Consider the following 26,861-nt stretch of genomic DNA (forward strand, 5'->3'; position numbering starts at 1 on the left):
GACGTGACTTGTCACCTTTGGGGTCCATCGTTGAAGGCATGGACGACAACGAGGACATGACGGGCACCGCGCGGACCGAGGACCGTCCCGGTCGCGCCCTGGCAGGCCGGATCGCCCTGGTGGCGGGTGCGACCAGGGGCGCGGGGCGGGCCCTGGCGGTGGAGCTGGGCCGGGCCGGGGCGACGGTGTACGTGACCGGCCGCACCACCCGGGAGCGGGTGAGCGAGGTGGGCCGGGCGAGCGAGACCATCGAGGAGACGGGGGAGCTGGTGACGGCGGCCGGCGGGGTGGGGGTCGCGGTGCCGACGGACCATCTGGAGGAAGGGCAGGTGCGGGAGTTGTTCGGGCGGATCGAGGCGGAGCAGGGCCGCCTCGACATCCTGGTCAACGACCTGTGGGGCGGTGAGCGGCTGACGGTCGAGTCGATCTTCGGGAAGCGGAGCTGGGAGACGCCGCTGGCGGACGGGCTGCGGATGCTCGACCTGGGGGTGCGCTCGCACGTGATCACGGCCGCCCTCGGCCTGCCGCTGCTGGTCCGCTCGGACGGACCGCTGCTGGTCGAGGTCACCGACGGCACGGCGGTGACCAACCGGCGGTACCGGGAGAACCTCTTCTACGACCTGGCGAAGAACGCGCCGATCCGGATGGCCTTCGGCCTGGGGGAGGAGCTCGCCGGGTACGGCGGCGCGGCGGTCTGCGTGACCCCGGGCTTCCTGCGGTCCGAGCAGATGCTCGCGCACTTCGGTGTGGCGGAGGAGAACTGGCGGGACGTCATCGCCGTCGAGCCGACCTTCGCCGTCGCCGAGTCGCCGCAGTACCTGGCGCGCGGTGTCGCCGCGCTGGCCGCGGACCCCGAGCGGGCCGCGCGGTGGAACCGGAAGTCGACGTCGAGCGCCGAGCTCGCCCGGGTGTACGGCGTCACGGACGTGGACGGCAGCCGGCCGGACGCCTGGGCGTACTTCGACGCGGTGGCGGAGCGGGGGGAGGCGGTCTCGGTGGAGGACTACCGCTGACCGGTGCCGGTGCGCGGTGGTGGGCCGTGGTCCTCGTCGGGGTAGAGCCCGGCGAGGGCCCGGGCCTGCCGGGCGAAGCGGGTACGGAGGGTGGGCGGGGCCAGTACCTCGGCCTCGGCGCCCAGGGAGCTGAGCTCGGCGAAGGCGACCTCCTCCGACTCCACCGCGAGTGCGAGGGTGACGCGGCCGTCCGGGGCCGGTGGGGGAGCGGCGGCCAGTGCCCGTTCGGCGGCACCCCGGTCGGTGACGGCGGGAAGCCGGCGCAGGCCCTCCGGGGTGAGCCGCAGCGTGACAGTGGCGCGCAGCAGGGTGAGGGCGAACCGGGCGCTGTGCTCCTGCCAGTAGGCCGCCAGGTCGAAGGCCGGGGCGCGGGTGAACACTCCGTCAGGAGGGGTGCCCAGCGCGGTGATCCGGTCGGCGCGGAAGGTGCGGTACCCGGTGCGGCCGGGGAGGCGGCCGACCAGGTACCAGACCCCCGCCTTCAGGACCAGCCCGTACGGCTCCACCCGGCGCACGGGACCGGGGCCGCTGCCGGGGCGGGCGTAGGCGAACTCGACGGCCCGGTCCGCCCAGAGGGCGCGGGCCAGGTCGGGCAGCAGCTCGGGGGCGGACGGTTCGCGGAACCAGGCCGGGGCGTCCAGGTGGAAGCGCCGGGTGGAGGAGTCGGCGGCCTCCCGGAGGGACGGGAGCAGGGTGGCCGAGAGCTTCAGCCGGGCGGTGCCGGCCGCGTCGGAGAGCCCGAGGTCGCGCAGGGCCGTCGGCAGACCGGAGAGGTAGAGGGTCTCGGCCTCGCTGGGGTGCAGGGTGGTGAGGCGGGTGCGATGTCCCGGGGCGAGCCGGTAGCCGCCGGCCCGGCCGCGCGCCGAGTGGACGGGCACGCCGGCCGCCTGGAGCGCCTGGACGTCGCGGATGACGGTCCGTTCGGAGATCTCCAGCTCCCGGGCCAGCTCGGCGGCGGTCAGGCCTGGGGTGGACTGGAGCAGGAGGGCCATGCGGATCAGACGGGCGGCACGCATACGCACCAGCATCGCCGATCCGGGCGGAGGGAGGGGAGGCGGGGTCCTGAGGACGCGTCAGCGGACGGCCGCGGGCCGGGGACGCGGGCCGGGGCCGGGGACGGGGAGGTGTGGAGGGTGCTGGGGGTAGGGGCGGGGCGTCGGGAGCCCAGGGGTGGCCGGAGGGGCCGGGGCGTCGGCGGCCCGGGTGTGGCCGTTGGGTCAGGGGCGTCGGGGAGGGAGCCGGGGAGTCGGGTGTCGGTGGCGGGCTGGAGGATACGGGGCATGCCGTCACCTGAGCTGCCCGCCCGCACGCCCACCTCCGCTGCCGCGCTCGCCGCCGTGGCCCCGCCCGACCCGGCTGCCGTGTTGGCGGGCACCGACTGGGCGGCGCTGGACCACGCGTACGGCCCGGCCGAGAGCACGGCGGAGGACCTGCTCGGGTTGCTGGACGAGGACCCCGAGGTGCAGGCCGGATCGCTGGGTGCGCTGGAGATGTCGGTGCTCCACCAGGGTTCGCTGTACACCGCCACCGCGCCGGCCGCGCTGTTCATCGCGGGGATCCTGTCGGATCCGCGCACGCTCGTGGCGCACGAGGGGTTCTTCCCGTGGGACGACAGGGTGAGGCCGCTCCGGGTGGCGCTGCTGGAGTGGCTCGGGGAGTTCGCCCACTCGGCGGGGCTGGACCGCGAGGAGTGGATCGACCCCGACGACCCGGAGGAGGCCGGGGTCCTGGCGGCGGTGACGGCCTGTCAGGCCGTCCGTCCCCAGGTCCTGGTGGCGGTCCGGCCGTTCCTGGACGATGCCGACCCCGGCGTCCGGGAGGCGGCGCTCGGCGTGGTGACGCACCTGCTCGGAGCCGGGGCCGAGGCGGACGGGTTCGCCGCCCGGCAGGCCGCCGCCGACCGGCTGGAGCACATCGCCCGAACGCCGGGCGGGCGGCGCGAGCGGGCGGCGGCGCTGCTCACCCTGGCGCAGTGGGGCCGGGACACCGCCGCGCAGCTGGACGATCCCGACCCCGCCGTCCGTACCTGCGCCGCGCTCGGCACCGCCGACCCGGCGGCGGTGGAGGTCCTGCTGGCCGCGCTGGCCGATCCGGCGGTGGTGGACGGCTGGTTCGACGAGCCGCTGCCGCAGACGGACGGCTGGTTCCGGTTCACCGTCCTGCACGGACTGCTGGACCGTGCCGACTCGTTCGAGCGGGTGCTCCCGGCCGCCCTCGCCCTCGTGCCGCGCTCCAGCCAGTACACGGTGGACCGGGAGTGGGGCCCGCTGCTGGCCTTCGCCTTCGCCGAACCCCATGCGCCGGAGGCCCCGCTGACCCCGGCTCAGCACGCCTTCCTGGCCGCCCTGGTGGACCACGACCCGTGCTGGGGCCGGATCGGCAACCGCGACGTCTGGCTGCGCGGGGCCGGTCTGCCTACCTCCCGCGAGGACCTCCGGGCGCTGCTGCGGTAGCGACTTGTTCCCCGGTGCGGCCGGGCAGAGGGCGAGGGCAGGAGGGGCTGGAGCATGCGCTCCCGCCGCCTCCCGCCCCGCCATCGGTGCCCCGGGCTTCGGGAGGGCCCCGGTCTCACCGCCGGGGCACGCGCCGTCCTGGCCCGCCGACGGGCAGGAGCGGCCCTTCGGCGAGGCCCGCCCGTACGGTGGGGCCGCGTTCTGTCACCGCCGGCCCCACCAAGGAGTCAGGCCCCGCAGGTGCTCGGAGCACCGGGCGATGGCCGAGCCTCCGTCAGGCGCACTTCATGGTGCGGTTGACCAGCGCGACGGCGGTCACCTTCTCGGCGTCCACGGTGAACTCGTAGTGCCAGTCCGGCTTCCCGTCCACCGGCAGGTCGTGGATCCCGCCCTTGGCCTCGGTGAGGCCCTTGGCGCCGTAGGCCTCCTTGAGCGCGGCCACCGTGGAGCCGGCGCCGATGCCCTCGGCGGTCTTGGCGGCGGCCGGGGCGGACAGCCACCGCAGGCCCTCGGCGCCGAAGGAGACCTTGCCCGCGGTGAGGAAGACGGCGTCCCGGGCCTCCCGCGCCTCCAGGAGCTTCACCCGGGCCATCGCGGCGTCCGCCGCCGCCTTGGCGCCCTCGGCCGACTTCTGCGCCGACGCGGCCGACTTGGCGGCGTTCTCAGCGGCCTCCTTGGCCGAGCTGCCGGGCTTGAGGGTCCCGCTGCTGCCCGGCTCGGACTTCGGTGCGTCCGCCTTGGCGGCCAGGTCCTTGTAGGTGCTGTCCACCGCCGCCTCGGCGGCCATCCGCGCGGGGTCGGGCGCCGGGCCGCCCTTGAAGGTGAAGTCGGTGCAGCCCTCCAGCAGCGAGACCGGCGCCGGCTCCAGCGCGCCGCCTGCCAGCGCGGCCTCCTTGGCCATCCCGGGTGTGAGTCCCAGGTAGCCGGCCGCGCCGAACACCGGCGGCGCCTTGGGCGTCTCGCTGAGAGCGGCCTTGCCGGTCTCCGCGGCACCGGCCGTGGCGGTCCCGGCCGGGCCGGCCTTGGCCTCGTCGGCCTCCCCGGCACAGCCGGCCGCAGCGGCCACCACCAGGGCGACGGCCAGACCGGCCGTCACGGCGCGCCGCAGTGCGGGATTCTTGCTCAAGTGGATCTCCCCTTCGTGTCGACGGGACACGCTAGCCAAGCCCCGTGTACGACTGACACCGGATTCCCGGCCCGCTCGGTACACGGATGACCGGTGCGCGAGGAACTCGCCGTAGCGGTGAGCCAGTTGGTGCCGAATACCGGGAGGACCCCGGGGTGGCCGGTGAGGGAGATCACATCCGGCGGGCGGGCCCGCCCGCAGGTCACGAAGCGGCCAACTGCCGGGTGCTGCCCGGGTGGACGCGGGATGCTCGACGCACCGCTGCACGGCGGACCGGTGCGAGGGGGCGGCGGAGATCGGAACGGCTGAGGAGTTCGCCCACCGCCTGGACGTCCTGCGCAGGCGGTCGGGGAAGTCGTACCGCCGGCTGGCGGAGGAGTGCGGCCTGGGGTTCAACACGGTGGCCGGCTACTGCTCCGGCCGCCACCTGCCGCAGCTCTCCGTGCAGGGGGAGTTCCGCCGCCTGCTGGCAGCCCTCGGGGTGGTGGAGGCGGTCGAGCAGGATCGCTGGTGGGACGAGGTCGGGGCGCTGCGGGCCCGGGCCGGGCGGGGCGTCGCCACCCCGAATCCGTACCGGGGACTGCGGCCGTTCCGGGCCGAGGACGCCGAACTGTTCTTCGGGCGCGTGGAGTTGACCGCCGAGGTGCTGGCGTCGGTCCGGCGGCACCGGGGCCCGGGGATCGCGCTGGTGGTGGTGGGGCCGTCCGGGTCGGGGAAGTCGTCGCTGCTCCGGGCCGGGCTGCTGCCGGCGGTCGGCCGGGCCGTGCTGCTCACCCCCGGCGCGGAGCCGCTGCGCCAGTGGGCGGACCGGGCCGCCGAGCTCGCCGGGCCCGACGTGACCGTGGTGATCGACCAGTTCGAGGAGCTGTTCACCCTCTGCGCCGACGAGGCGGAGAGGCACGCGTTCCTGGATCTGCTCACCGCCCACCCGGGCCCGGTGGTGCTGGGACTGCGCTCCGACTTCTACGACCGGGCGCTGCACCACCCCCAGCTCACCGGGCCGCTGCGGCACGCCCAACTGCCGGTGGGACCGATGACCGCCGAGGAGCTGCGCGCGGTGGTGCTCGGGCCGGCCCGCGCGGTCGGCCTCGAACTGGCGGACGGCCTGGTGGAGTTGGTGCTGCGGGAGACCGCCGGGCAGCCCGGGGTGCTGCCGCTGCTCTCACACACGCTGCGCACCGTGGTCGCTCTGGCCCGGCGGGACGCCCCCGGGGCGCGGGCGGTCGGGGTCGCGCACTACACGGCGGCCGGCGGGGTCCGGGGCGCGGTGGCGCGGACCGCCGAGGAGGTCTACCGGACGCTGCCGCCCGAGCGGCGGACGCTGGCCCGGCACCTGTTCCTGCGCCTGGTGCGGACCGAGGAGGGGACGGCCGACACCAGGCGGCGGGTCGGCTCGGAGGAGCTGTTCGAGGGGCGGACGGCCCGTCAGGCGGACGACCTGGCCGAGGTGGTGGACCTGTTCGTCCGCCATCGGCTGCTCAGCGCCGGGCCCGGCACGGTGGAGCTCGGTCACGAGGCACTGCTGCACGCCTGGCCCCGGCTGGCCGACTGGCTGGCCGAGGACCGAGCCGGCCACCTGGTGCACGGGCGGCTGACGGCGGCGGCCCGGGCCTGGCGCGACGGCGGCCGGTCGGGGGAGGGGCTGTACCGGGGTGCGGCACTGGCCACCGCGCTGGAGTGGGCCGCCGACCCCGAGCACGCCGCCGCGCTCAACCCGCTGGAAGGGGACTTCCTGGCCGCCGCGGAGCAGGCCGAGGCGGCGGAGCGGGCCGCCGAACGCCGCCGGGTCGGCCGGGGGCGCCGCCTGGTCGCCCTGCTGGTGGTGCTGGCCCTGGCCGCCGCCGGGGCCGGCGGCTACGCCCGGCAGACGGCGGCCCGGGCGGACCGCGAGGCCGCCGCCTCACTGTCCCGGCAGGAGGCCGTCCGGGCCGACCGGCTGCGCACCACCGACCCGGCCCTGGCCGCCCAACTCGCCGTGGCCGCCCATGCGGTGGCCGGCACGCCGGAGGCCCGCTCGGCCCTGCTGGACTCCACCGCCCGGCCGCTGCCCCGCCGGATCCGGCCGCCCGGCGGGACGCCGACCGCCCTGGCGGCGGGCGGCGGGCTGCTCGCGGCGGGGGCGGAGGACGGGCAGATCCGGGTCTGGCACGAGCGGGCGGCGGACGGTCGGGCGGCGGACGGTCGGGTGGTGCCCCCCGACCCGCTCGCGGACGGTGGGCCGTCGGGCACGGGCGGCCCGGAGGGCGGCGGAGACTGGTCGGTGACGGTCCGTCCGCCCGGTGGCGGGCCGGTGAGCGCGCTGGCGCTGAGCCCGGACGGGACGGTGCTCGCGGTCGGTGACGCTGCGGGGCGGCTCTCGCTCTGGCGGACACCGGGCCCGGCCGCTGCGGGTCCGGCCGCTCCGGGGATGCCTGGGACGGGGACGCCTGGGACGGGGACGCCTGGGACGGGGATGCCTGCGACGGGGACGCCCGTCCCGGCCCCGTTCGAGCGGGTGCCGTTCGATCCGGGCCCGCTCGGGCCGGACCGGATCACCACCCTGGCGTTCGCCCCGGACGGCCACCGGCTGGCGATCGGGACGGCCGGTGCGGTGGTGCACCTGGCCGACCTCGACGGGCGGCGGCCGGCCGAGGTGCTCACCGGTGCGCTGGCGGCGGTCAAGGCCGTCGTCTTCACCCCGGACGGGCGGGTGCTCGCGGCCGGCGGCGACGACACCACCGTCCGGCTGTGGGCCGTCCCGGACGGTGGCCCGGCGGCGCCGCTGCCCACGCTGACGGGCCCCGCCAGCCGGGTCTTCGCCGTCGCGGTCTCGCCCGACGGCCGTACCCTGGCAGCCGGCACGGCGGCCGAACACACCGTCCACACCTGGGACATCACCGACCCCCGGCACCCGGTACCGAGCGGCCCGCCGCTGACCGGTCCGGCCAGCTGGGTCAACGCGCTGGCCTTCAGCCCGGACGGCGCCACGCTGGCCGCCGGCAGCTCCGACACGCTGCTCTGGCGCTGGGACCTGCGCACCCGGCGTCCGCTCGGCACCCTCCCGCACCCGGCTCCGGTGGGGGTGGTGCGCTACCGCGACGCGCACGGCCTGGAGACCCTGGCCGGGGACGGCCTGCTGCGCGAGTGGGACATCCCCGGGCCCGAACTCACCGGCAGCACCGGGCAGGTGTTCTCGGTCTCGTTCGGGGCGGACGGGTCCCGGCTGCTGGTCGGTGCCGGGGACGCCACCCTGCGACTGTGGGAGCTCGGTGCACCGGACGGCCCGGCCGCCGGGCCGGTCATCACCAACTCGGCCGGTGCGGACGGTGGTTCGGTCGCCGCGAGCGCTGGTTCGGCCGGTGCTCCGGCCGGGGACGGGAAGGGCCCGGCCCCGCTCTCCGGTGCCTCCGCGCTGTCGGCCGACGGCCGGACGGCGGTGGCCGGGGCCACCGACGGCAGCGTCCGGCTCTGGGACCTGCGCGACCCGGCCCGGCCGGTGCCGTACGGCCCGGCGCTCCCGGTGGCCGGGCGGACGGTGCAGGCCGTCGCGCTGGAGGCGGGCGGCAGCGCCGCCGCCGTCACCAGCGACGACGGCTCGGTCCACCTGCTGGACCTGACCGACCCGGCCCGCCCGGAGGTGACCGCCGCGCTGCCGGGACAGGACGAGGTCAGCTTCGGGGTCCGGTTCAGCCCCGACGGCCGGCTGCTCGCCGTGGCCGGCGGCAGCGGCCGGGCCTACCTCTGGGACGTCGCGGACCGGCGGCACCCGCGTGCGCTGCACACCTTCACCCACTCCACCACCGCGCTGTACGCGGTGGCCTTCGGGCCCGGCGGACGCCTGCTCGCGCTGGCGGGGGCCGACTCCACCGTCCGGCTCTTCGACCTCACCCGGCCCGACGCACCGCAGCCCGTGGGCCCGGTGCTCGGCGGCCCGGTCGGCGAGGTGTACGAGCTCGCCTTCAGTCCCACCCGGCCGCTGCTCGCGGTGGCCAGCACCGACCGCACCGTCTGGCTCTGGGACCTGACCGACCCTCGGCATCCGGTGGGCACCGCCACCCTGAAGGCCGCCGAGGACGGCCTGCTCACCGTCGCCTTCGCTTCCGACGGCCACACCCTGGCGGCGGGCGGCCGGGACCGGGCCGTCCGGCTCTGGGAGACCGATCCCGGGCGGGCCGCCGCCCGGGTGTGTGCGGCGGCCGGCGCACCGCTGGCCGCGGCCGAGTGGGCCCGGCTGGTGCCGGAGCGGCCCTTTACCCCGCCCTGCCGCTGACGCGCACGGGGTGGGGCGTACGGGACCGTACGGACCTCGTGGCCTGGTCGTACGGCCTCGTACGGGGCGGCCGACGGGCCTGTCGGGGCGGCGGCGCGGGGCACTAGACCGGTCTCGGGCACTTCGACGCCCCGTCACTTCGACGCCCCCTCACCGGAGGAGAACCGACATGCGGATCGGACGACGCACCGCCACCCTCACCCTGGCCCTCGCGCTGGCCGGCGGCGGCCTGATCGGCGGCGCCACCGGCGCCTCCGCCACCGACCTCGGCGGCGACGGCAACCCCTACTACGACTGCCCCAACGCGCGGACCATCGCCTCCGCGCCGATCGTCCGCAACGGCAGCACCATCGGCCTGGTGGAGATGCGCTGGTCCTCCGCCTGCTCGGGCAACTGGACCAGGACCACCTCGTACATCGGGGCCCGCCGGATCGACTCGCAGATCACCGACGACCCGGTCACCCGGCTCGCCCAGTCCTACGAGGTGACCACCCAGAACTTCTCGTTCTACCTGCGGGTCCCGGCGAGCAAGCGGATGTGCTCGGTGGGCACCATCTTCGACAACGGGCTCAACACCGCCTACTTCTGCAGCAACTGACGCCGTACCGGCCGGCTCCGCGTCCCGTGCACCGGGGCGCGGGGCCGGCCGCGCGGGCCCGGGCGGCGCGGCCACCGCACCGCCCGGCCGCCGCTCCGGCTCAGTGCTCGCAGAGGGAGAACGCGCGCTCGAAGAGCTGCTCGTTGTGCTCGCCCACGAAGTACTTCCGCTCCCGCATCAGCTCCTCGCGGTGGGCCCGGGCCTCCTCCGGCGTCATGGTCGTGGTCGGGGCCCAGGGCTGCTGCGGCGGCACGTCCGCCGTGGAGACGATCCGCCGGGACGGATCGACGAGGAAGAACGCGAGGATCTTCCGGTGCCCGGGCCGGGCGGGGTCGGCGAGCCGGAAGGCGTCCACCCGGTGCTGGAGGACGTTCGGGAAGGCCAGGCAGCGGCCCTCGGGGGTCGGCACCGAGCCCAGCACCTGGTTGAGGGCGGTCTCGTCCTCCAGGCCGTAGACCGCGCGCACCCCGGCGTCGTCGTTCTGCTCGTACCACGGGTCGTCGAGGGCGGCGCGGAAGCCCAGCCGGCTCCCGGTGACGTTCTCGCTGTCCCAGTAGTAGATGCCGGTGGAGACGATCCGCTCGTTCAGCATTCCCTCCACGTGCCAGGAGCCGCCGGCGTACTCGGGCTGATCCGGCGTCAGGTGGATGGTGGCCAGCTTGACGATGACCTGGAGGCCGCGCCCGCGCAGGCGGACCCGGGCGGCGTCGGGCAGCGCGGGCGGGCTGAACTCCGGGGCGTCGGGGACCTTCGGGCTGCGGTTCTCGATCCAGGCCTCGTACTCCTGGTGGAACGCGTCGCGGGCCTTCTGGTAGGCGTCGGCGTCGGGGAGGGACTCCCTGCTCGGGTACTGCGGCTCGGAGTCGTACCAGTCGCAGGGGTCGGCCTCGATCCGCGGCGGCCGGGGGTGGTGCAGGTCGGTGAGCACGTTCTCGAACAGCGGGAGCAGGCGGCCGAGCAGGTCCGGCAGGACGGACGCCAGCGCGCGGTGCTCCTCGGGATGCACGTTGTTGACGTACGAGCGGAAGGCGACGGTGCCGTCCTCGCTGACGTCGGCGTCCGTGGGCAGCCACTGGAAGCGCTCGGAGAACTCGTACTTCGCGTACGCGCTCGCCGGGTTCTCCCAGGCCCGCTCGGGGCCGCCGCTCACTCCCCGGACCAGGCAGTACAGGGAGGGGTGGACGAGGTCCAGCACCTGGCCGTCGGACCCCGGGTGCCAGTCGCGGGCCTCCTCCGGCACCTCCTCCAGCACCCGGACCGCCTCGCGCAGCCGCGCCCGGAGCCGCTCGTCGACGAGGGTGTCCGACTGCCAGACGCCGTCGACCCCCGAGACCTCGATGCCGGTGCGGGCGTCCCGCAGGGCGGCGTAGTGCGCCAGCTCGGCCAGGACGTAGCGGACCTGAGCCTCCGTCATCCCCTGCTCCACGGCCTCCCGCGCCCACCGGGCGGTGATCTCGGCGTCGTGCAGCTTGTCGAACCACGCGGGCTTGGCGCGCAGGTGTGCGCTGCACCGCGTCATCTCCAGCTCCCGCAGGGTCAGGGGCGGCGTGGACGCCGCCGGACCGGCACTCTGGAACGGAAGCGGGAAGGAGGGAAGGGCGGTCACTGCGGAGGATCCTCACGGTCGGTGTGCGGTGCCGGGGAAGGATAGCCCGGGGCGCCGACACCCCTGCGGCGGCCCCCGTGCCCGGCCGGACACCTCGCCGGTGGAGGGTACGGGGACGGCGCTAGCCTGCTGGTATGTCGTACGAACTCAGAGCCGTCATCGGTGACTTCGACCTGCTCCGGAGCGTCACGGCGGAGACCGGTGAGGCCGTGGTCGTCCCGCTCCGGCAGCGGATGGGCCTGCTGCCGGTCGCCGACCGGCCGCTCGGGACGACCCTCGCGCGGTGGTCGGCGGGCGGGCCGCTGGCGGTGGTGGCGGCGGAGTTCTTCGGCGGTGTCGGGGAGCAGAGCGCCGCCGTGTGGCGGGGCGGTGCGCGGGAGTGGGGGCCGGTGCGGAGCCGGGACTTCACCGGGGCGCGGACGGAGTGGCCGGTCAACGCCGCGCTGGCCCGGATCGGTGTGGTGGCGCGCGGTGCTGACGACCTGTTCGCCGAGCTGGGGCTCGGCCGGGAGCGGGACATGGACGGGTGGCGGCGGGCGGGCCGGGAGACCGGGCGGGTGGGGAGCTACGAGGAGTGGGCGGCCGAGGAGGACCGGGCGGTGTCGGCCGCCGTGGAGGCGGAGCGCCGCCGCCGGGTCGAGGGGGTGCCGGCGGCGCTGGACGGTCGGGAGGTGATGGCACTGCTGGGGCTGCCGCCCGGGCCGTCGGTCGGCGCCGCCACCCGCCACCTCCGGGAGCTGCACCTCGAACTCGGCCCGCTGGCGCGGGCGGAGGCGGTGGCCCGGCTGCGGAGCTGGGCACGGGAGCAGGGCCTGGCCTGACATCCCGGCCCGGTGTCCCGGCGTGCCGACCCGGACCCGGGGCCGCACCGCCGGCCCGGGGTCCAGGTCGGGACGCTCAGGACTCGATGGTCACCTCGACCGGGGCCAGCTCCGCGTCGAGGTGGACGGCCGGCCAGTAACCGTCCATCAGGTACCGCTCGTCGATGTCCTCGTAGTGCAGGACGAGCCCGCCCGCGCCGGTGACGGCCAGGGTGGTCGGCACCAGGGCGGCCAGGAAGGCGGCCCGCTCGCGGGCGTCCTCGGTGCCGTCGGCGTCCCACTCCCACAGGTAGGCCGTCGAGCGGTCCCGGACGGCGGCGAACCCGGCCAGCAGGCGCTCCACACGGGGCAGGGCCTCGACCGCCGAGGGCTCCTCGAAGAGCAGGTCGAGATCCTGGCCGCCGGCCTGGACGGTGACGCTCCGTCCGGCGGTGAGCTCGGCGATCCGGGTGGCGTCCATCGGTCCTCCAGGGGGTGGGGCGGTGTGTCGGGTGGGGCGGGAGTGGTCGTGGCAGGTCAATGCGGCGACTGGTGTCGATCGTTCCACGACGGCCTCCGATCGGCCCGCGTGATGCCCGTCACATCGGCCACGCACGGTAGTTGACGCAGGGTCAGCTGCCAGGGGGCGCCAGGACGGCGGCGAGCTGTGCCGACTCCGGTCGTGGCCGCTGCCGGCCGGCCGGTCCGGTGACGCTGCGCCACGGCCGTGGATCACCCGGGCGGATCGGTGGTTTCGGCGTGCGTGAACGGGGCCGATCGGTTGCTTTCCTGGGAACAGGCCCGAAACGGGCCGGAACGAGCAGATCCCGTACCGACCCTCAGAGAATCCAGGGACCTCATGAACACCTCCTCGATCACGGCCCGCCCCCGGCGCCGGAAGCGCCACCGCACCCTCGGCAGAGCGGTCGGCGCACCGACCGTGCTCCCCCGGGCGGGGAGGAGGGGCTGATGGACGACGACCCGAGCCAGTCCGGCCCGTTCCGCTCGCCCGACCCCGATCCCGAGGGCACCGTGTGGGGTGCCCGGGTGGAGCAGCCGGTGGACAACCTGCCCGTGGAGTTCGAGGCCTACGTCCTGGGCAACTACGACGACTTCGTCGGGTTCGCCACCGAACTGCTGGAGGACGAACAGGTCGCGACCGACCTGACCGTCGAGGTGTTCACCCAGCTGGCACTCGACTGGCAGGTGATCCTGCGGGCGCCCAACCTGGACGACCACTGCTGGTCGATGCTGACCACCGCGGTGCGGGTCCAGACGATCTGCCGGGGCCTCGACGCCGACGTCCGCGACCGGATGGTGCGGGCCCGGGACATCCTGGACCAGATGCGCCGGCTGCTGCACGACCCGGACGCCCAGGACAGCGAGGTCGGCCTCTACCAGGCCCTCGGGCGGCTCACCCAGCGGGAGTTCGACACCGTGGTGCTCAAGCGCGTCATGGGCCGCACCACCCTCTTCGCGGCGAGCGTGCTCGGCGTCCACCCGGCCACCGTCGACCGCAGCTACACCAAGGCCATCGGCTACCTGGAGACCGTCCTGGAGCCGCGCGGCCTGCTCAACCCCACCCAGCCCCGCCCCAGCAGAGGAGCCCGCCGGTGACCACCGAACCCAACGCCGGCGGAGCCGCCGACGACCGTCTCGCCGACCACGACCGCGACGTCGAACAGCTGCTGGGCAGCCGGACGCCGGACCCCGTACGGCACCCCGGGCCGGCCGAACGGGACCTGCTGCTGGGCGAGTTCCTCAGCCGCGCCCGGCCCGCCCGGCGGCCGTCCGGGCACGGCGGCGACCGGATCGGGGACGCGCTGCGCCGGATCTCGGCCAACGTCGGTGCCTTCCACCGGTACGACCACGACCGGCCGGCCTGGTGGTACGAGTACACCCAGGCGCGGCTGCAGCTGGACCTGATGGCCCGCCAGGCGATCGCCGGACCGACGGCCATCAAGCTGATGGCCCGGTTCGCCGACCGGGACGAGCACGACCCGTACGAGGTGCAGGCCCGGAACGCCGTCTTCAGCGAGGAGGACCTGGACACCGAGATCAGCGGGGCGCTGCTCTTCGGCTACCTGCTGCACCTGGCCGGGCACCCGGTCAGCGCCAGCTTCTGGTGGAAGATCGCCGCCGGGGCTGGCGACCGGGACGCCGCGTACGCGATGCACCTGCACCACCTCAAGCGCGGGGAGACGGCCGACGCGGTGCAGTGGTACCTGGAGTCCTGTGCCACCCCCGAGGGCGGCGGCGGGCCCGTCCCGCCGAGCACTCCCAGGGTGGCGGGCTACCACCGGGCCGTGCCGGCCTTGGCGGAGCAGCGCCCGCGCCGCCAGGAGTGCTCGGCGGAGGTGATCGCCGAGATGGTCAACAGCCTGGTGGTCTGCGGGGATTCGGCCCGCTCGGACGACGACGCCGGGCAGTTCGACGGCATCGCCGAGCGCCCGGACCGCCGTCTCGCCCCCCAGCTCGCCGACCTGGCCGGCCGCTGCTGACCGGCTCCCCGCCGACCGGTTCCCCTGCGACCCGTCCGTCACCGACCGGCCCCCGTCGGGCCCCGATCCGCCTGATTGCGAGCAGCCATGACCACTCGTCGGAAGCCCGAGGACGACCGGGGCCCGGCCGTGACCCTGACCACCGGGCCGCATACGACGATCACCATCGTCACCACGCCCGCACCGCCCGCCGTGCCGGTCCCGTTCGGTCACCGCACCAGCGTGCTGTGGGCCGCCCTGGCGGCGGTCGCGGCCGTCGCGGCCACCGTGGTCGGCTGGTTGGCCCTCGGCTGACCCGGGGCCAGGGGTCGTCCGCGCGGGTGACGGCGGCGGGCCCGGTCAGGCGTCGTCGTCGCCGAGCAGCCAGGCCAGCATGGCCGGGGTGGCGTCGAAGTGGCCCGCGTGGCCGGCGTCCTCACGGACGGTCAGGGCGGCGTCGGGTATCCGGTCCGCGAGCCAGCGGCCGTGCGCGGGCGGGACCAGGGTGTCCAGCCCTCCGTGCCAGAGCCGCACGGGGACGGACAGCCCGGCCGGGTCGAAGCCCCAGGGCGTGCCGAACAGGGCCCGGACGTCGTCGACCCAGCCGTCCAGCCCCGGCCGGACCGCCTCCCGGAAGGCCACGCCGAGCATCGCGCCGACCTCCGGCCGGGAGAGCACCGCCTGCTCGACCTCGGGGAGCGGCGGCATCGCGGCCGTGCCCACGTTCGCCAGGTGCTCCACGACGGACTGACGGTCCGTCACGGCGATCCGGGCGCTGCGCGAGTTGCCCTCGCTCATGGCGGCGGTCCAGTCGAGGTCGGCCGCGTCGCGCGGGGCCAGGCTCGCCAGCGCGCCCACCCGGGTCACCCGCTCCGGGTGCCGCGCGGCGAAGGCCAGCGCGTGCGGGCCGCCGCCGGAGACGCCGAAGACCGGGAACCGGTCCAGGCCCAGGTAGTCGCCGATGGCGACCACGTCGGCCGCCGCGTCCACCACCCGGCGGCCTGGCTGCGGGGAGGAGCCGCCGAAGCCGGGGCGGTCGTAGGTGATCAACCGCACGTCCAGGCGGTCGAACAGCGCGTCGTCGGGGTAGCGGGCGAGCCGGCTCATCGGGCTGCCGTGCAGGTAGACGACGGGGCGGCCGGTCGGCACGCCCCACTCCTCGACGGCCAGGGTCCGGCCGTCCTCGGTGATCACTTCGTGCATGACCGCCAAGCTAGTCCGGCGCTGCCCGGCGGGCGAGGGCGTTTCGTCCTGGGCGCAATCGGCGTGACGGTGTGCGCGGCGGTCGGCGGGTCAGGCCGGGGGGACGAGGTGGCTGCGATGGGCGAGGACCACCGCCTGGATCCGGTCCCGGAGGCCCAACTTGTGCAGGATCCGGCCGAGATGGGACTTCACCGTGGCCTCCGCGAGGTGCAGGGTGGCGGCGATCTCGGCGTTGGACAGGCCGTGGCCGACCTGGACGAGCACCTCGCGCTCGCGGAGGCTGAGCCGGGCCAGCCGCTCCGCGTGCTCGGCGCCCGCGCCGGAGCGGAGGTGCGGGGCGGCCCGCTCCAGCAGGCGCCGGGTGATCCGGGGGGAGAGCACGGCGTCGCCCGCCGCCACGTTCCGGATCGCGGCGAGGAGTTCCTCGGGGCGGGTGTTCTTCAGGAGGAAGCCGGAGGCCCCGGCTTCGAGCCCGGCGAAGGCGTACTCGTCCAGGTCGAAGGTGGTGAGGATCAGCACCCGGCTGCGCGGGCAGCTCCGGACCAGTTCACGAGTCGCCTCGATCCCGTCGGTGCCGGGCATCCGGACGTCCATCAGCACCACGTCCGGAGCCAACTCGCGGGCGAGGCGCACGGCTTCGGCACCGTCGCCGGCCTCGCCGACCGGGAGCAGGTCGGGCTGGGCCTCCAGCACCATGCCGAAGGCCATCCGGAGCAGGGCCTCGTCGTCGGCGATCAGGACACGGATCGTCATGCGGGTGCCGTCCGGGGGTCGGTGCCAGTGGGGGTGGGGGTGTCGTCGGCCTGGAGGGGGAGGTGGGCGTGGACGGTCCAGCCGCCACCTGCGCGCGGGCCGGACCGCACCGTCCCGCCGTGCGCGGCGGCCCGTTCGCCCATACCGGTCAGGCCGTGGCCCGGGGTGGCGGTTGCGGGGGGCGGGGAGCTCGGGGTGCCGGTGTCGGTGATCTCCACCGTGACGGCGGCAGGTGAGCAGTCGATCCGCACCTCGGCCTCGGTGCCGGCGGGGGCGTGCTTGAGGGTGTTGGTCAGGGCCTCCTGCACCAGGCGGTAGACGGTCAGCTGGGTGGAGGCGGGTACGGTGGTGTGCCCGCCCCGGAGGTGCAGGCGGGTCGGCAGACCGGCGGCGGTCATCTGCTCGGCCAGCGGCCGGAGTTGGTCGTGGCCGGGCGGCGGGTGGCGGTCCGCGTCGGGTTCGTCGGTGCGGAGCAGGCCGAGGGCGCGGCGCATGTCGGCGAGGGCCTGCCGGCCGGTCTGCGCGACCCGGAGCATCGCGGCGTCGGCCTTCTCGGGCGCGCGTGGCCTGGCGAGCACGGCGGCGTCGGTGAGGGCGACCATCACCGAGAGGTTGTGGGTGACGATGTCGTGCATCTCCCGGGCGATCCGGGTCCGCTCCCCGGCGGCGGCCAGCCGTGCCTGCTGGTCCCGGTGCTCCACCAGTCGGGCCGCCCGCTCCTCCAGGACGCCGAGATAGGCACGGTTGGTACGGACGTTCAGCCCGAGCGCGGTGGCGGCGACCACCATCGCCGTCACCGCGACGAACGGCGTCAGGAACGCCCCCGCCGGGGCCCAGCGCAGACAGGCCAGCAGCGCACCGACCTCCACCACCGCGGCGGCCAGCAGCGCGGTCCGTCGCCCGGTGTGGGCCGCGGCCGTGTACAGGGCGATCAACAGGGCCACGTCCGCCGGGAGTTGGACGTCCGCCAGCCACTGGAGGCCGGCGGCTGCGGCCACCGCGCCGAACACCGGAAGGGGAGACCGGCGCCGCCAGAGCAGGGGGAGGGAGAGGGCGGCGGTGAGTGCCACCTCCAGCGGGAGGGCCTGCGGCCCGCGCGTGGTGGCGGCGTTCAGCAGGAGCAGGGCCGGGAGGACGGCGTCCCCGAGTACGGGGTGCACCCGGCGCACCCAGCGCAGAGCGGCGGTCGGGAGGGTGCTGCGGGCCGACCCGGTCATCACGTGCCCCTGCTCCCGCTCGGCCCCGCGCTCCGGGGCGTACCGCTGCCACGCTAGGCGCCGGGCCGGTGCGAGGCATGATCCCCCAGGCCGATTCCGGCCGGCCGCCGTGCTACCGCAGGAGGAGGCCGGATGCCTCCCACGGTCGCAACGGGACCGCCCGTCCGGGCCGTTCGGCTGCGACCACGGGAGGCGGGGATCGGCTCCCCGGGGAGGATGTGGCGGCGTGCGGGCGGCGCCGACGATGAGCGGGTGAACCAGATCATCCCGGGACCGTCGATGTCCCTCCTTGAACTCCTCCTCGTGCTGAGCGCCGCTGTCCTGGTGGCAGCACGCTGGCTGCCCCCGGCCGCCCGTCCCCGGGTCGCGACGGCGGCCGGTGCGGTCTGGCTGCCGACCGCGCTCGCGCTCGCCGTGACGGGGGTCCGGTGGCAGCTGATACCCGTGCTGGTGGGCGGGGCGGCCGTCCTGCCGTTCCTCGCGGTGCCGCTGCTGCGGGCCCGGACCGGCCGGACCGGGTGGCGGGCCCGGTGGTGGCTGGCGCTGCCCGGGACGCTGGCCTGCGGCGGCCTGGTCGCGGCCGGTCCGCTGGCGGCCTGGTCCTTCCCCGTGCCGGTCTTCCCGCAGCCTTCGGGGGCCTTCGCGGTCGGGACCCGGGTGGTGGAGTGGACCGACCCGAGCCGGCCGGAGACCTTCACCGCCGAGCCGTCGGACCACCGGACCGTAGTGGTCCAACTCTGTTACCCCGCACGGGCGGTGGATGCCGGGACGGAGCGCGCCCGGTACCTCGGGCGCACGGAGGACGAGGCGCGCACCGTCGCGGAGGCCCTCACCCGGGGGGTCGGTCTGCCGGGCTTCCTGCTGGACGGGGTGACCCGGGCCCGCAGCCGGGCGGTCGCCGACGCTCCGGTGGCCGAGGACGGCGGCCGGTTCCCGGTGGTGCTGTTCTCGCCCGGCTCGGCCGGGGTGCGGACCCAGAACTCCGCCTGGGCCGAGGAGTTGGCCAGCCACGGGTACCTGGTGGCCGCCCTGGACCACCCCTACGACTCCGCCGCCGTGGTCCTGGCCGACGGCCGGACGGTCCGCACCGCGACCTCCTCCACCGGGGACCGGGACCGGGACGAGGAGCTCGCGGCCGGCTGGACCGCGATCCGGGCGGCCGACCTCGGCTTCGTCCTCACCCGGCTCGAAGCCCTCGGGCGCCGAGACGGCGGCGATCCGCTGGCCGGGCGGCTGGACACCGGCCGGGCCGCGGTGACCGGCCACTCGATGGGCGGGGCCGCCGCACTCCAGGCGGCCCGGCAGGACCACCGCTTCGCCGCCGTGGTCGACCTCGACGGCTTCCCGCACGGCCCGGCCTCGCCCGCCCTCACCCGGCCCGCCCTGGTCCTCACCCAGCAGATCACCCCGGACACCGACCCGCGCTACCTCCCGCGCCTCGCCGAGGCGTTGGCGGCCTCCGACGACACCGGCTACCGGGTGACCGTCCCGGGGGCGGCCCATCTCACCTTCACCGACAGCCCGTTGTACCTCCCGCCGGTCCCGTCGATCGTCGGTTCGCGGGGACGGGCGGAGAGCCCCCGGCTGGTGGCCGGGGCGACGCTGGCCTTCCTGGACGCGGTCCTGCGGGGCGGTACCGGTGACCCGGCGGTCGCGCTGTCGGTCTACGGGGAGGTCGAGGTGCGCGGGGCGGGCCGGACCGGTGGCCCGGCGCAGCCCTGACGGGCACGGCCGTCGGGCAGAGCTGCCGTGACCTGACGGGGCGTCCGGCCCGGTGTCGGGCACGCCTGCTGCTCACCGCCGGGCCCCGGAGGCCGCGCTAGGCGCGGTGGCGTCCCCGCCAGACGGCGGTGGACGCGCCGGCCGTGCCGGCGGCGAGGGCGCCCCAGAGGGTGGCCGGTCCGTGTGCGGCCAGGGCGGTGATGGCGGCGGGGGAGACGGCCAGCCCGAAGCCGGTGGAGAACTGGAAGCGGGCCAGGGCGCGTCCCAACAGGGCGGGCGGGGCGAGGGCGGTGACCAGGGCGGTGGAGCTGCCCGCGTAGAGGATCTCGCCGAAGGTGAAGGGCACCGAGACCAGCAGGACCGCCGCCGGGCCGAGGTCGGTGGCGAACAGGAAACCGAGGTAGCCCACCGCCAGCACCACCCCGGAGGCGACCAGCACCGTCCCGCGCGACCAGCGGGCGGTCCAGGTGGTCACCGGTACCTGGAAGGCCACCACCAGGACGGTGTTGGTGACGAACACCGCCGCCGCCCAGGCCGGCGAGGCGTCGAGCTCCGTCACCAGCACCAGCGGCACCGCGATCTCCGGCACGTTGAGGCAGAACGCGTACAGCACGTTGGCCCCCAGCAGCGCTCCCATCCGGGGAGCGGGCCCGGCGTCCGCCGCCTGACGGACCGTCGGATCGGCGCTCACCCGCACCGAGCGGGCCAGCACGGCCGCCACCAGGTAGCCGACCCCCGAGCCCACCGCCAGCACCCGCAGCCCGCCCGGCCCGGCGGCCATCGCACCGGCCGCCAGCAGTGCCCCGACGCCGAGGCCCGCGTTGCGGACCGAGCGGGCGCCCGCCAGCGCGGCGTCCCGCAGCCGGCCGGTGCTGACCGTGGAGATCAGGGCGGCGTGGGCGGCCGGCCAGGACTGGTTGCCGATGCCGAGCAGCAGGGCCGCGCAGGTGAAGGCCACGGTGCTCCCGGCCGGTGCGGCCAGCAGCACCAGCACCCCGGCCACCCGGATCAGCATCGAGGCGGCGACGGCGGTGCTGCGCGCACCCCGGTCGAGCCAGCGGCCCAGCGGGGGCAGGCAGGCCAGGCCCGCCACGATCCCGACCGTCATGGCCAGGCCGGCCCCCGCCGCCGACAGGCCGAGCACGGTGATGCCGTAGAGCAGCAGGAAGGGCCGGAGCAGCCCGGTGCCCACGGCGTCCACCGCCAGGGCGACGGCGTAGCGCGGACCGCCCCCGGCGGCCATCAGCTGACGGAGTGTGGGGGAGCCGGGCACGGGGCGGGGGGAGGGTCGGGGTGCGGGGCGCGCTGCGGTGGTGGTCATGGCGGACACCGTGCGGCCGGACGGCGGCGCGGGTCACGTCGGTTGACGATTCCCGTCAACCCGGGGCCCGGCACCGCCCGGGACCAGGGAGGATGTCCGGGTGACCCTGCGCATCGACCTCACCGGCACCCCGCCCCGGCACATCCGCTTCGCGGTCTCGCCGCTGGCCGAACTCACCGCGATGCTGCACGTGCTGGCCGCCCCCGACCACCACCCGCAGCTGGCCGGCTGGGCGGCCGGGGCGCGCGCCGCGCTGCGCCCGGACCTGGCCGAGCGGCTCCAGGAGGCGGAGTTCCTCTGGCGCTCCTCGCGCGCCGACTTCCTCGTCCCGGCCCGGCCGCGTGCCACCCTCGCCGAGGAGCTGGACGAGGTGGACCTGATCGACGACGAGCGGTACGTGCGCTCCGCCCTGGTCACCACCTGCGGCAGCAACCGGCTGACCCACGCGGGCCGCTCCGCGCTGACCGACCCGGTGGTCCGGGCCGACGCGCTGGGCCGGGCACAGGCCCGCGGCGCGGCCCAGGAGGCGTTCGCCGAGCGGCTGCTGACCGACCCGGCGGCCGTCCGGGCCCGGATCCGGGAGACCCTGGAGCAGTGCGCCACGGCCTTCTTCGACCGGGCCTGGCCCGGCATCGCCGCCCGGCTGGCCCAGGACGTCCGGACCAAGCAGGACCTGATGCGGCGTCAGGGCCTCGGCGCGGCGATGGCCGCCGTCTCCACCGCGATCACGGTGGCCGAGGACGGCCGCTCGCTGGTCCTCGACAAGCTCCAGGACAACACGGCCGAGGCGGGCCCGGCCGGGGTGACCTTCCTGCCCTCGGTCTTCGGTCACCCGCACCTGGTCGCGGTCAACGCGGTCGGCTGGCAGCCGGTGGTCCACTACCCCGTCGGGGAAGCCGAACACCCCGAGCCGGTGCCGCTGGAGGCCGTCCGGCTGCGCCTGGACGCCCTGGCCCACCCCGTCCGGCTGCGGCTGGTCCGCTCGCTGGCCCGGGGGCCGCACACCACCGGCGAGCTGGCCCGGGCATGGGACCTGACCGACCCGGAGGTCTCCCGGCACCTCGCGGTGCTGCGCCGGGCCGGGCTGCTCACCACCCGCCGGCAGGGCCGGTACGTGCACTACGCCCTGGACCTGGCCACCACCACGAGCCTGGGGGCGGACCTGCTGGCGGCGGTGCTGCGCTGACGGAGCGTCGGCGCGGCACCGCCGCTCTGCGAGGTGCGAGGTGCGGGGTGCGGGGTGCGCGGGGTCAGCCGGTGGCCGGGCGCCAGACCCGGAGGAAGTCGGCGTTCAGCACGATGGGGTCGTCGGTGGCCGGGGCGGGGTGCCACTGCCCGGCGTCCACCGAGAGGTTGAGGATCAGGTGGGCGGACCAGTCCTCGGGGACCCCGGTGCGGTCGGAGAAGACCAGCCGGTGGTTGACGTAGAAGTCGTTGGTGGTGGTGCCGTAGTGGACGCCGATGGTGATCCAGGCGCCTGGGTACACGGTGTCGGGGTCGGTGTAGTAGCTGGAGGCGGGCCGGATGCGGTTGCTGAGTTCGAGCAGGTTCGGGTTGTCGGGGTGGTACTCGAAGGAGTCGATCTCGTTGTCGCCGTCCTTCCAGGTCCACAGGGCCGGCCAGGCGCCCTGGCCGCCGGGCAGTTGGAGCCGGACCTCGGCGTAGTCGCCCGGGCGGACCAGGAAGTCCTGCGCGGTGTTCTCGGTGGTGAGCAGGCCGGTGTCCCAGGCCCGGCGCCCGTTCTCCAGCACGTGCGGGCCGGGGGCGGCGGTGAACGAGGAGACCCCGCCGGAGGTCGCGACGGCCGACGGGTCGATCCAGTCCAGCTTGTCGTCGTCCGGATTGTGGTCGCCGTAGCGGTAGGCGCTGGTGGTCGAGGCGTTCCAGGTGGTGCCGGTGGCCAGCGGGCCGTCGAAGGTCTGGTCGAAGACCAGCTCGCCGTGGACGGGCGGGGCGGGCGGTACGGGCAGCTCACGCACCGTCAGGGTCCGTGCGGGCAGGTCGTGGTACTCGGTGCCGATCCGGTACCAGCCGAACTCGCGGTACGTCCCCCGGGCGAAGGAGCGCTCGCCGGTGGTGAGCACGTACCCCTGGGGGCAGACGGTGACGCCGGTCGCGGTGCCGGGGTAGTCGAGGTTGGCGTCCTGTGCGTCCCGGACGCCGACGCCGATCTCGTCCACCGTGACGCAGGCGTCGGCGGTCAGGGTCAGGGTGGCCGCCACCGGCCGGTCGGCCAGGGCGGTGGTGGGGGTCAGGGCGCGCTGGCGGATCTGCGGGGTGGCGACCACCAGGGGACGGCTGTCGAGGTCGAAGTACCGGGAGCCGATCCGGTAGAAGCCGAACTGGCGGTAGGTGCCGGCCGCGAAGGTCCGGGTGCCGGTGGTGATCGTCCGGCCGCCCGGGCAGATCTCCACCCGGCCGGTGGAGCCCGGGAAGTCGAGGTTGGCGTCGTCCGCGTCCCGGACGCCGACGCCGAGTTCGTCCACCGTGAGGCAGGAGGCCGAGCGGACGGTGAGGGTGGCCGCCACCGGGGTGCCGGGCGTGGCGCGCAGGGGTGTGAGGCTCTGCTGCCGGACGGGCTGGGCTGCGGCGGCGGGCGCCGAGGGGAGGGCGGGCAGCAGCAGGAGCAGGGCGGCTGCGGCCCGGCGGGGAAGCGACACGGGGCTCCGTTCGGCGGGTGTCGTGCGGTGGGTCGTGGGTGGGGGAGCCGTGCTGACGAGGGGTCAGCCGACGTCGATCACGAAGGCCCGGCTGTGCGTCCGGCCGGGGCGGTCCGGGTCGAGGACGGTCACCGAGCCGCCGCCCAGGCGCTCGCCGTCCCGGACGTCCTCGGCCAGCCGGACCGGGATCAGGACCGTCGCGGTGCGCAGCAGCGGCAGGCCCTTGGGGAAGGTGCAGGCGAGTTCGGCCTCCTCGATGCGGCAGTCGCGCGGGAAGTGCCCGCCGAGGGCCAGGGCGCGCAGCGGCACCCGCACCGTGGCGGTGAAGTCCCGGGCCACGGCGGACGGACCGTGGTTGGCGATCAGCGCGCGGACCGTGGTGCTGCCGTGGGCCCGGACCCGGTCGACGGAGACGTGCACCACCCGCAGGCCCTCGGGCCGTTCGTCCTCGGAGCCGGGGGCAGCCGCCTCGGCCACCGTCGTGCCCGTCGCCGCGAGGCAGAGCGCCACCGCCGTGCCCGCCCGCCACGCACCGGTCCACCACCGTCGGTTCATCCACCGCTCCCTGTCCGCCTGGTACTCCGTGGACAGAGCTACTGGCTGCGGGGCGGGCCGGGCGGTGCGCCACACCGCTGGGTGGTGCGGCAACACCCGTACGGCGCAGTGAGGTTGGCGCCGGGTGGGGCGCTCGTCCCTCAGCGGGCGGGGCGGTGGCTGCCGGTCAGCGGGGCGAGGTGGGTGCGGACGGCGGCCGTCCGTTGACAGAGCTACTGGCTGCGGGGCGGGCCGGGCGGTTCGCCACACCGCTGGGTGGTGCGGCAACACCCGTACGGCGCAGCGAGGTTGGCGCCGGGTGGGGCGCTCGTCCCTCAGCGGGCGGGGCGGTGGCCGCCGGTCAGCGGGGCGAGGTGGGTGCGGACGGCGGCCGTCACCCGGGGGCCGTCGTCGGTGGCGAGCAGGTCCAGCAGTGCCCCCCGGAGCAGCGCGAGCACGGCCGTGCGGCGGACGGCGGCGTCGTCGGCGGCCCGCTCCCGGTCGGACTGGCAGTCGGCCAGCAGGTCCAGCCAGTCACGGACCGTCGCGGCGGCGAAGCCGGCCCACGGACCGTCGGGCTCGATCAGCGAACGGCTGTACGCCTCGGCCCAGAGCCGGAGCAGCGGCCGGTGGCCCGGGTCGGCCAGCCAGTCCCAGAGCCGCTCGGCGGCGGTGGCCAGCCCGGCCGGGCCACCGGCCCCGCGCAGCCCGGCCATCAGGTCGAGTTCGTCGGCCCGGGCCCGCTCCAGCAGAGCGCGGACCAGGCCGTCCTTGCTGCCGAAGAGGAACATCAGCACCCGCGTGCTGGAGCCGACCGCCTCCGCCAGCGGGCGGAGCGAGAGGTCGGTCAGGCCGTGGGTGAGCGCGTAGCGGTAGGAGGCTTCGAGCAGTTCGGTCCGGCGGGGGGACGGGGCGGTGGTCGGGGCGGGGCTCGGGGACGGGCTTGTGGACGGGCTTGGCTTTCGTGCGGGCACGGGCCTAGCCTATGCCCACTGACACGACCGTGTCAGTAACGGGGCGTCGCGAATGCTCAGGGGTGTGTGATGACGGAGGGAACCGCCGTGCGGAAGGCCGAGCTGCGCAGGGCCGACCGGCCGGGTGATCTCGGCTGGATGGTGATGGCCCACGGCGAGCTGTACGCCGCGCAGTTCGACTGGAACGCGGAGTTCGAGGCGCTGGTCGCCTCGATCGTCGCCGGGTACGCGGCGGGCCACGACCCGGCGCTGGAGACGGCCTGGATCGCCGAGGTCGAGGGCGAGCGGGCGGGCTGCGTGATGCTGGTGGCGGGGGAGCGGCCGGGGGTGGCGAAGCTGCGCGTCCTGCTGGTGGCACCGGTCGCGCGGGGGCTCGGTCTGGGGACTCAACTGGTCCAGGAGGCCGTGGACTTCGCTCGGGCGGCCGGGTACCGCAAGGTGTCGCTGTGGACCACGGACAGCCAGGCCTCGGCGCGGCGGATCTACCGGGGGCTCGGGTTCGCCCTGGTCCGGAGCGAGTCGCCGGAGCAGCGCTTCGGGCACGAGGTGGTCGGGCAGACCTGGGAGCTGGCGCTTCACTGAGCCGCCGCCCCACCCACCCCGTTCGGCCGCGTGGCGGGGTGGGTGGGGCGGCGGGTTGAGCCTCCGTCAGGCGGTGATGCGTTCGATCAGGGCCTGCCAGCTGTCGGCGAGCAGCAGGCCGACCTCCTCGGCCGGCGGCGCGTTGGTCTCCGACATCGACAGGTAGTGCAGCAGGGGGCTCTCCAGGGCGGCGGTGAGCTGCACCGCGAGGCCGTCGAGGCTGGGCATCCGGACCTCGGCCCGGCCGAGCAGCATCCGCAGGTGGACCTGGGTGACCGAGATGACCGCCGGGTTGTCGTTCCGGTCGATGGCGGCGCGGGCGATGGCCCGGTGCTCCAGCAGGAAGCCGATGCGGGCCCGGCCGTAGGCGACCAGCCGGGCGGCGGGTTCGGCCCCGGGGCCCAGGGGCGGGGGGCCGGAGAGCACCTGCTCCTGGAAGCGGACCTCGGCGTCGTCCAGGAGCGCCTTGAAGATCCCGGCCCGGGTGGCGAAGCGGCGGAACACGGTGCCCTTGCCCAGACCGGCCCGCTCGGCCAGGCCGTCCATGGTCACCTTCTCCACGCCGAGCTCCGCGATCAGCTCGCGGGCGGTCCGCAGCAGGTGCTCGCGGTTGCGCACCGCGTCGGCGCGCTCGGCGCGCGGCTTCCCGAAGGGTACGACGGACGGATGATCCACGGGGCCAATCTATCCTGGGAATCAGAAGCGGGGTAAAGTCCGTTTCGAGGGTGCGGGTGTGTGCCGCGCCCTTCCTCCGGCATGCCCCGGGGCGCTCCGCGCCCCTCGGCTGCCCGCCAACTGCCATCAGCCTGTGAGGAATCACGCCATGAACCTGTTCCGTCTGGACGCCAGCATCCTGCCCGGCAGCTCCACCAGCGCCGAGCTCGCCGACCTCGCCGAGGCGGAGTGGACCGCCGCGCACCCGGGCTCCACCGTCACCCGGCGGCACCTGGGCAGCAGCCCGCTCCCCGCCGACGCCTGGGCCCTGGCCACCCTGGCCGCCTTCACCGCAGAGGCGGAGCGCACCCCGGCCCAGCTCGAAGCCCTGGCGCTGGCAGGGGAGTTGGCCGAGGAGCTGCGGGCCGCCGATGCGGTGATCCTGGCCGTCCCGTTCTACAACTTCGGCGTCTCCCAGCACTTCAAGGTCTGGGCCGACCTGGTCATCGCCGGAGCCGGCCCGACCGCCCCGCTGCTCGCCGGCACCCCCACGGTGCTGGTCACCACCCTCGGCGGCGGCTACGGCCCCGGCACCCCGCGCGAGGGCTGGGACCACTCGACCCCCTACCTGGAGCGCATCCTCGCCGACGTGTGGCAGGCGGACCTGACCGTCATCAAGCGGGAGCTCACGCTGGCCGCCACCACCCCCGGGATGGAGGAGCTCAAGGACCTGGCGGCCCGGCACCACGCCGAGGCGCTCGGCGCGGCCCGCGAGGCCGGGCGGGCGCTGGTCGGCCGCTGACCGGCCCGGTGCCCGGCCGACGGAGAACTCGGCTGCGGCCCGGTGTACTTGCGCGGTTCGGTTCGGCCGGGTCCGGTCCGGCTGGGTTCGGTTCGGTCGGGCTGGGTCTGGCGG

At 75.9% G+C, this 26,861-nt stretch carries 24 protein-coding genes; 12 read left to right on the top strand and 12 right to left on the bottom strand.

All coding sequences use genetic code 11. The features are described from left to right. Nucleotides 1-38: 38 nt before the first annotated feature. Complete coding sequence (locus tag ACIRBX_RS33635; protein ID WP_402303129.1) at nucleotides 39-1,013, top strand: SDR family oxidoreductase; 975 nt, start codon at nucleotides 39-41, stop codon at nucleotides 1,011-1,013. Here the strand turns inward: ACIRBX_RS33635 and ACIRBX_RS33640 are convergent. Then, the gene (locus ACIRBX_RS33640) at nucleotides 1,004-2,029 is read right to left on the bottom strand and encodes a helix-turn-helix transcriptional regulator (RefSeq protein ID WP_402303131.1); all 1,026 of its coding nucleotides are present in this window, start codon (nucleotides 2,027-2,029) and stop codon (nucleotides 1,004-1,006) included. The genes ACIRBX_RS33635 and ACIRBX_RS33640 overlap by 10 nt on opposite strands. 264 nt (nucleotides 2,030-2,293) lie before the next feature. Between ACIRBX_RS33640 and ACIRBX_RS33645 the strand changes: the two genes are divergently transcribed. Further along, on the top strand, nucleotides 2,294-3,466 hold the full coding sequence (locus ACIRBX_RS33645) for a HEAT repeat domain-containing protein (protein WP_402303133.1): 1,173 nt from the start codon (nucleotides 2,294-2,296) through the stop codon (nucleotides 3,464-3,466). A gap of 274 nt (nucleotides 3,467-3,740) precedes the next feature. Here the strand turns inward: ACIRBX_RS33645 and ACIRBX_RS33650 are convergent, their stop codons facing one another. Further along, nucleotides 3,741-4,592, bottom strand: a complete 852-nt coding sequence (locus ACIRBX_RS33650) for a hypothetical protein (RefSeq protein WP_402303137.1) — start codon at nucleotides 4,590-4,592, stop codon at nucleotides 3,741-3,743. A 235-nt stretch (nucleotides 4,593-4,827) separates the two neighbouring features. On the opposite strand from ACIRBX_RS33650, the gene ACIRBX_RS33655 reads away from it, so the two are divergent. Together ACIRBX_RS33655 and ACIRBX_RS33660 are read left to right on the top strand one after the other, a co-directional pair. Beyond that, on the top strand, nucleotides 4,828-8,841 hold the full coding sequence (locus ACIRBX_RS33655; RefSeq protein WP_402303140.1) for a helix-turn-helix domain-containing protein: 4,014 nt from the start codon (nucleotides 4,828-4,830) through the stop codon (nucleotides 8,839-8,841). 169 nt (nucleotides 8,842-9,010) lie between these two features. Further along, nucleotides 9,011-9,439: a hypothetical protein gene (locus ACIRBX_RS33660; RefSeq protein WP_402303142.1), complete on the top strand. Its 429-nt coding sequence runs from the start codon at nucleotides 9,011-9,013 to the stop codon at nucleotides 9,437-9,439. A 100-nt stretch (nucleotides 9,440-9,539) separates the two neighbouring features. Here the strand turns inward: ACIRBX_RS33660 and ACIRBX_RS33665 are convergent, their stop codons facing one another. Next, nucleotides 9,540-11,045, bottom strand: coding sequence for a DUF4246 domain-containing protein (locus ACIRBX_RS33665; RefSeq protein WP_402303144.1), 1,506 nt, complete (start codon nucleotides 11,043-11,045; stop codon nucleotides 9,540-9,542). A 134-nt stretch (nucleotides 11,046-11,179) separates the two neighbouring features. On the opposite strand from ACIRBX_RS33665, the gene ACIRBX_RS33670 reads away from it, so the two are divergent. Beyond that, nucleotides 11,180-11,866 carry a hypothetical protein gene (locus ACIRBX_RS33670; protein WP_402303147.1) on the top strand — a complete coding sequence of 229 codons (687 nt, stop codon included), beginning with the start codon at nucleotides 11,180-11,182 and terminating at the stop codon, nucleotides 11,864-11,866. A gap of 76 nt (nucleotides 11,867-11,942) precedes the next feature. Here the strand turns inward: ACIRBX_RS33670 and ACIRBX_RS33675 are convergent, their stop codons facing one another. Beyond that, complete coding sequence (locus tag ACIRBX_RS33675) at nucleotides 11,943-12,326, bottom strand: hypothetical protein (protein ID WP_402303149.1); 384 nt, start codon at nucleotides 12,324-12,326, stop codon at nucleotides 11,943-11,945. 488 nt (nucleotides 12,327-12,814) lie between these two features. On the opposite strand from ACIRBX_RS33675, the gene ACIRBX_RS33680 reads away from it, so the two are divergent. The 3 genes from ACIRBX_RS33680 (at nucleotide 12,815) to ACIRBX_RS33690 (ending at nucleotide 14,640) form a co-directional block, all read left to right on the top strand. Further along, nucleotides 12,815-13,462: a hypothetical protein gene (locus tag ACIRBX_RS33680; protein WP_402303151.1), complete on the top strand. Its 648-nt coding sequence runs from the start codon at nucleotides 12,815-12,817 to the stop codon at nucleotides 13,460-13,462. Continuing rightward, the gene (locus ACIRBX_RS33685; RefSeq protein ID WP_402303153.1) at nucleotides 13,459-14,346 is read left to right on the top strand and encodes a hypothetical protein; all 888 of its coding nucleotides are present in this window, start codon (nucleotides 13,459-13,461) and stop codon (nucleotides 14,344-14,346) included. Before ACIRBX_RS33680 ends, ACIRBX_RS33685 begins: the two co-directional genes overlap by 4 nt. An 87-nt stretch (nucleotides 14,347-14,433) precedes the next feature. Continuing rightward, a complete protein-coding gene (locus ACIRBX_RS33690; protein ID WP_402303155.1) occupies nucleotides 14,434-14,640 on the top strand; it encodes a hypothetical protein in 207 nt (68 codons plus the stop codon). Nucleotides 14,641-14,685: 45 nt separating this feature from the next. Here the strand turns inward: ACIRBX_RS33690 and ACIRBX_RS33695 are convergent, their stop codons facing one another. The 3 genes from ACIRBX_RS33695 to ACIRBX_RS33705 all read right to left on the bottom strand — a co-directional run bounded on the left by ACIRBX_RS33695 (nucleotide 14,686) and on the right by ACIRBX_RS33705 (nucleotide 17,498). Then, a complete protein-coding gene (locus tag ACIRBX_RS33695; protein ID WP_402303157.1) occupies nucleotides 14,686-15,528 on the bottom strand; it encodes an alpha/beta fold hydrolase in 843 nt (280 codons plus the stop codon). A gap of 90 nt (nucleotides 15,529-15,618) precedes the next feature. Beyond that, complete coding sequence (locus ACIRBX_RS33700) at nucleotides 15,619-16,281, bottom strand: response regulator (protein WP_402303159.1); 663 nt, start codon at nucleotides 16,279-16,281, stop codon at nucleotides 15,619-15,621. Next, complete coding sequence (locus tag ACIRBX_RS33705; protein ID WP_402303161.1) at nucleotides 16,278-17,498, bottom strand: sensor histidine kinase; 1,221 nt, start codon at nucleotides 17,496-17,498, stop codon at nucleotides 16,278-16,280. The genes ACIRBX_RS33700 and ACIRBX_RS33705 overlap by 4 nt, the downstream gene beginning before the upstream one ends. A gap of 216 nt (nucleotides 17,499-17,714) precedes the next feature. On the opposite strand from ACIRBX_RS33705, the gene ACIRBX_RS33710 reads away from it, so the two are divergent. Continuing rightward, a complete protein-coding gene (locus tag ACIRBX_RS33710; RefSeq protein ID WP_402303164.1) occupies nucleotides 17,715-19,220 on the top strand; it encodes an alpha/beta hydrolase family protein in 1,506 nt (501 codons plus the stop codon). A 97-nt stretch (nucleotides 19,221-19,317) separates the two neighbouring features. On the opposite strand, the gene ACIRBX_RS33715 is transcribed toward ACIRBX_RS33710, so the two are convergent. Further along, nucleotides 19,318-20,541: an MFS transporter gene (locus tag ACIRBX_RS33715; RefSeq protein WP_402303165.1), complete on the bottom strand. Its 1,224-nt coding sequence runs from the start codon at nucleotides 20,539-20,541 to the stop codon at nucleotides 19,318-19,320. Nucleotides 20,542-20,641: 100 nt separating this feature from the next. On the opposite strand from ACIRBX_RS33715, the gene ACIRBX_RS33720 reads away from it, so the two are divergent. Then, nucleotides 20,642-21,727 (top strand): DUF5937 family protein, encoded by a 1,086-nt coding sequence (locus ACIRBX_RS33720; RefSeq protein WP_402303168.1) that lies wholly within the window; start codon nucleotides 20,642-20,644, stop codon nucleotides 21,725-21,727. A gap of 64 nt (nucleotides 21,728-21,791) precedes the next feature. Here ACIRBX_RS33720 and ACIRBX_RS33725 read toward each other — a convergent pair whose 3' ends face one another. The 3 genes from ACIRBX_RS33725 to ACIRBX_RS33735 form a co-directional block, all read right to left on the bottom strand. Next, nucleotides 21,792-23,201, bottom strand: a complete 1,410-nt coding sequence (locus ACIRBX_RS33725) for a hypothetical protein (RefSeq protein ID WP_402303171.1) — start codon at nucleotides 23,199-23,201, stop codon at nucleotides 21,792-21,794. A gap of 63 nt (nucleotides 23,202-23,264) precedes the next feature. Continuing rightward, nucleotides 23,265-23,756 (bottom strand): hypothetical protein, encoded by a 492-nt coding sequence (locus ACIRBX_RS33730; RefSeq protein WP_402303174.1) that lies wholly within the window; start codon nucleotides 23,754-23,756, stop codon nucleotides 23,265-23,267. A 314-nt stretch (nucleotides 23,757-24,070) separates the two neighbouring features. Continuing rightward, nucleotides 24,071-24,709 carry a TetR/AcrR family transcriptional regulator gene (locus tag ACIRBX_RS33735; RefSeq protein WP_402303177.1) on the bottom strand — a complete coding sequence of 213 codons (639 nt, stop codon included), beginning with the start codon at nucleotides 24,707-24,709 and terminating at the stop codon, nucleotides 24,071-24,073. Nucleotides 24,710-24,778: 69 nt separating this feature from the next. On the opposite strand from ACIRBX_RS33735, the gene ACIRBX_RS33740 reads away from it, so the two are divergent. Continuing rightward, entirely contained in the window at nucleotides 24,779-25,291 is a 513-nt protein-coding gene (locus ACIRBX_RS33740; protein WP_402303179.1) for a GNAT family N-acetyltransferase, read from the top strand. Nucleotides 25,292-25,357: 66 nt separating this feature from the next. Here ACIRBX_RS33740 and ACIRBX_RS33745 read toward each other — a convergent pair whose 3' ends face one another. Beyond that, nucleotides 25,358-25,966, bottom strand: coding sequence for a TetR/AcrR family transcriptional regulator (locus tag ACIRBX_RS33745; RefSeq protein ID WP_402303182.1), 609 nt, complete (start codon nucleotides 25,964-25,966; stop codon nucleotides 25,358-25,360). A 148-nt stretch (nucleotides 25,967-26,114) separates the two neighbouring features. Here ACIRBX_RS33745 and ACIRBX_RS33750 point away from each other — a divergent pair, with 148 nt between their 5' ends. Next, complete coding sequence (locus ACIRBX_RS33750) at nucleotides 26,115-26,747, top strand: FMN-dependent NADH-azoreductase (protein ID WP_402303185.1); 633 nt, start codon at nucleotides 26,115-26,117, stop codon at nucleotides 26,745-26,747. Nucleotides 26,748-26,861: the final 114 nt, after the last annotated feature.

Origin of the sequence: Kitasatospora sp. NPDC096147, assembly GCF_044763225.1 — a bacterium.
In the GTDB taxonomy this organism is placed as follows: Bacteria; Actinomycetota; Actinomycetes; order Streptomycetales; family Streptomycetaceae; genus Kitasatospora.

What these genes read in the sequence shown, in the direction of transcription:
- ACIRBX_RS33705 (WP_402303161.1), bottom strand. Translation starts at nt 17,498, where the DNA reads ATGACCGGGTCGGCCCGCAGCACCCTCCCGACCGCCGCTCTGCGCTGG.
- ACIRBX_RS33730 (WP_402303174.1), bottom strand. Translation starts at nt 23,756, where the DNA reads ATGAACCGACGGTGGTGGACCGGTGCGTGGCGGGCGGGCACGGCGGTG.
- ACIRBX_RS33680 (WP_402303151.1), top strand. Translation starts at nt 12,815, where the DNA reads ATGGACGACGACCCGAGCCAGTCCGGCCCGTTCCGCTCGCCCGACCCC.
- ACIRBX_RS33675 (WP_402303149.1), bottom strand. Translation starts at nt 12,326, where the DNA reads ATGGACGCCACCCGGATCGCCGAGCTCACCGCCGGACGGAGCGTCACC.
- ACIRBX_RS33645 (WP_402303133.1), top strand. Translation starts at nt 2,294, where the DNA reads ATGCCGTCACCTGAGCTGCCCGCCCGCACGCCCACCTCCGCTGCCGCG.
- ACIRBX_RS33740 (WP_402303179.1), top strand. Translation starts at nt 24,779, where the DNA reads ATGACGGAGGGAACCGCCGTGCGGAAGGCCGAGCTGCGCAGGGCCGAC.
- ACIRBX_RS33750 (WP_402303185.1), top strand. Translation starts at nt 26,115, where the DNA reads ATGAACCTGTTCCGTCTGGACGCCAGCATCCTGCCCGGCAGCTCCACC.
- ACIRBX_RS33660 (WP_402303142.1), top strand. Translation starts at nt 9,011, where the DNA reads ATGCGGATCGGACGACGCACCGCCACCCTCACCCTGGCCCTCGCGCTG.
- ACIRBX_RS33700 (WP_402303159.1), bottom strand. Translation starts at nt 16,281, where the DNA reads ATGACGATCCGTGTCCTGATCGCCGACGACGAGGCCCTGCTCCGGATG.
- ACIRBX_RS33710 (WP_402303164.1), top strand. Translation starts at nt 17,715, where the DNA reads ATGTGGCGGCGTGCGGGCGGCGCCGACGATGAGCGGGTGAACCAGATC.
- ACIRBX_RS33690 (WP_402303155.1), top strand. Translation starts at nt 14,434, where the DNA reads ATGACCACTCGTCGGAAGCCCGAGGACGACCGGGGCCCGGCCGTGACC.
- ACIRBX_RS33635 (WP_402303129.1), top strand. Translation starts at nt 39, where the DNA reads ATGGACGACAACGAGGACATGACGGGCACCGCGCGGACCGAGGACCGT.
- ACIRBX_RS33715 (WP_402303165.1), bottom strand. Translation starts at nt 20,541, where the DNA reads ATGACCACCACCGCAGCGCGCCCCGCACCCCGACCCTCCCCCCGCCCC.
- ACIRBX_RS33670 (WP_402303147.1), top strand. Translation starts at nt 11,180, where the DNA reads ATGTCGTACGAACTCAGAGCCGTCATCGGTGACTTCGACCTGCTCCGG.
- ACIRBX_RS33695 (WP_402303157.1), bottom strand. Translation starts at nt 15,528, where the DNA reads ATGCACGAAGTGATCACCGAGGACGGCCGGACCCTGGCCGTCGAGGAG.
- ACIRBX_RS33640 (WP_402303131.1), bottom strand. Translation starts at nt 2,029, where the DNA reads ATGCGTGCCGCCCGTCTGATCCGCATGGCCCTCCTGCTCCAGTCCACC.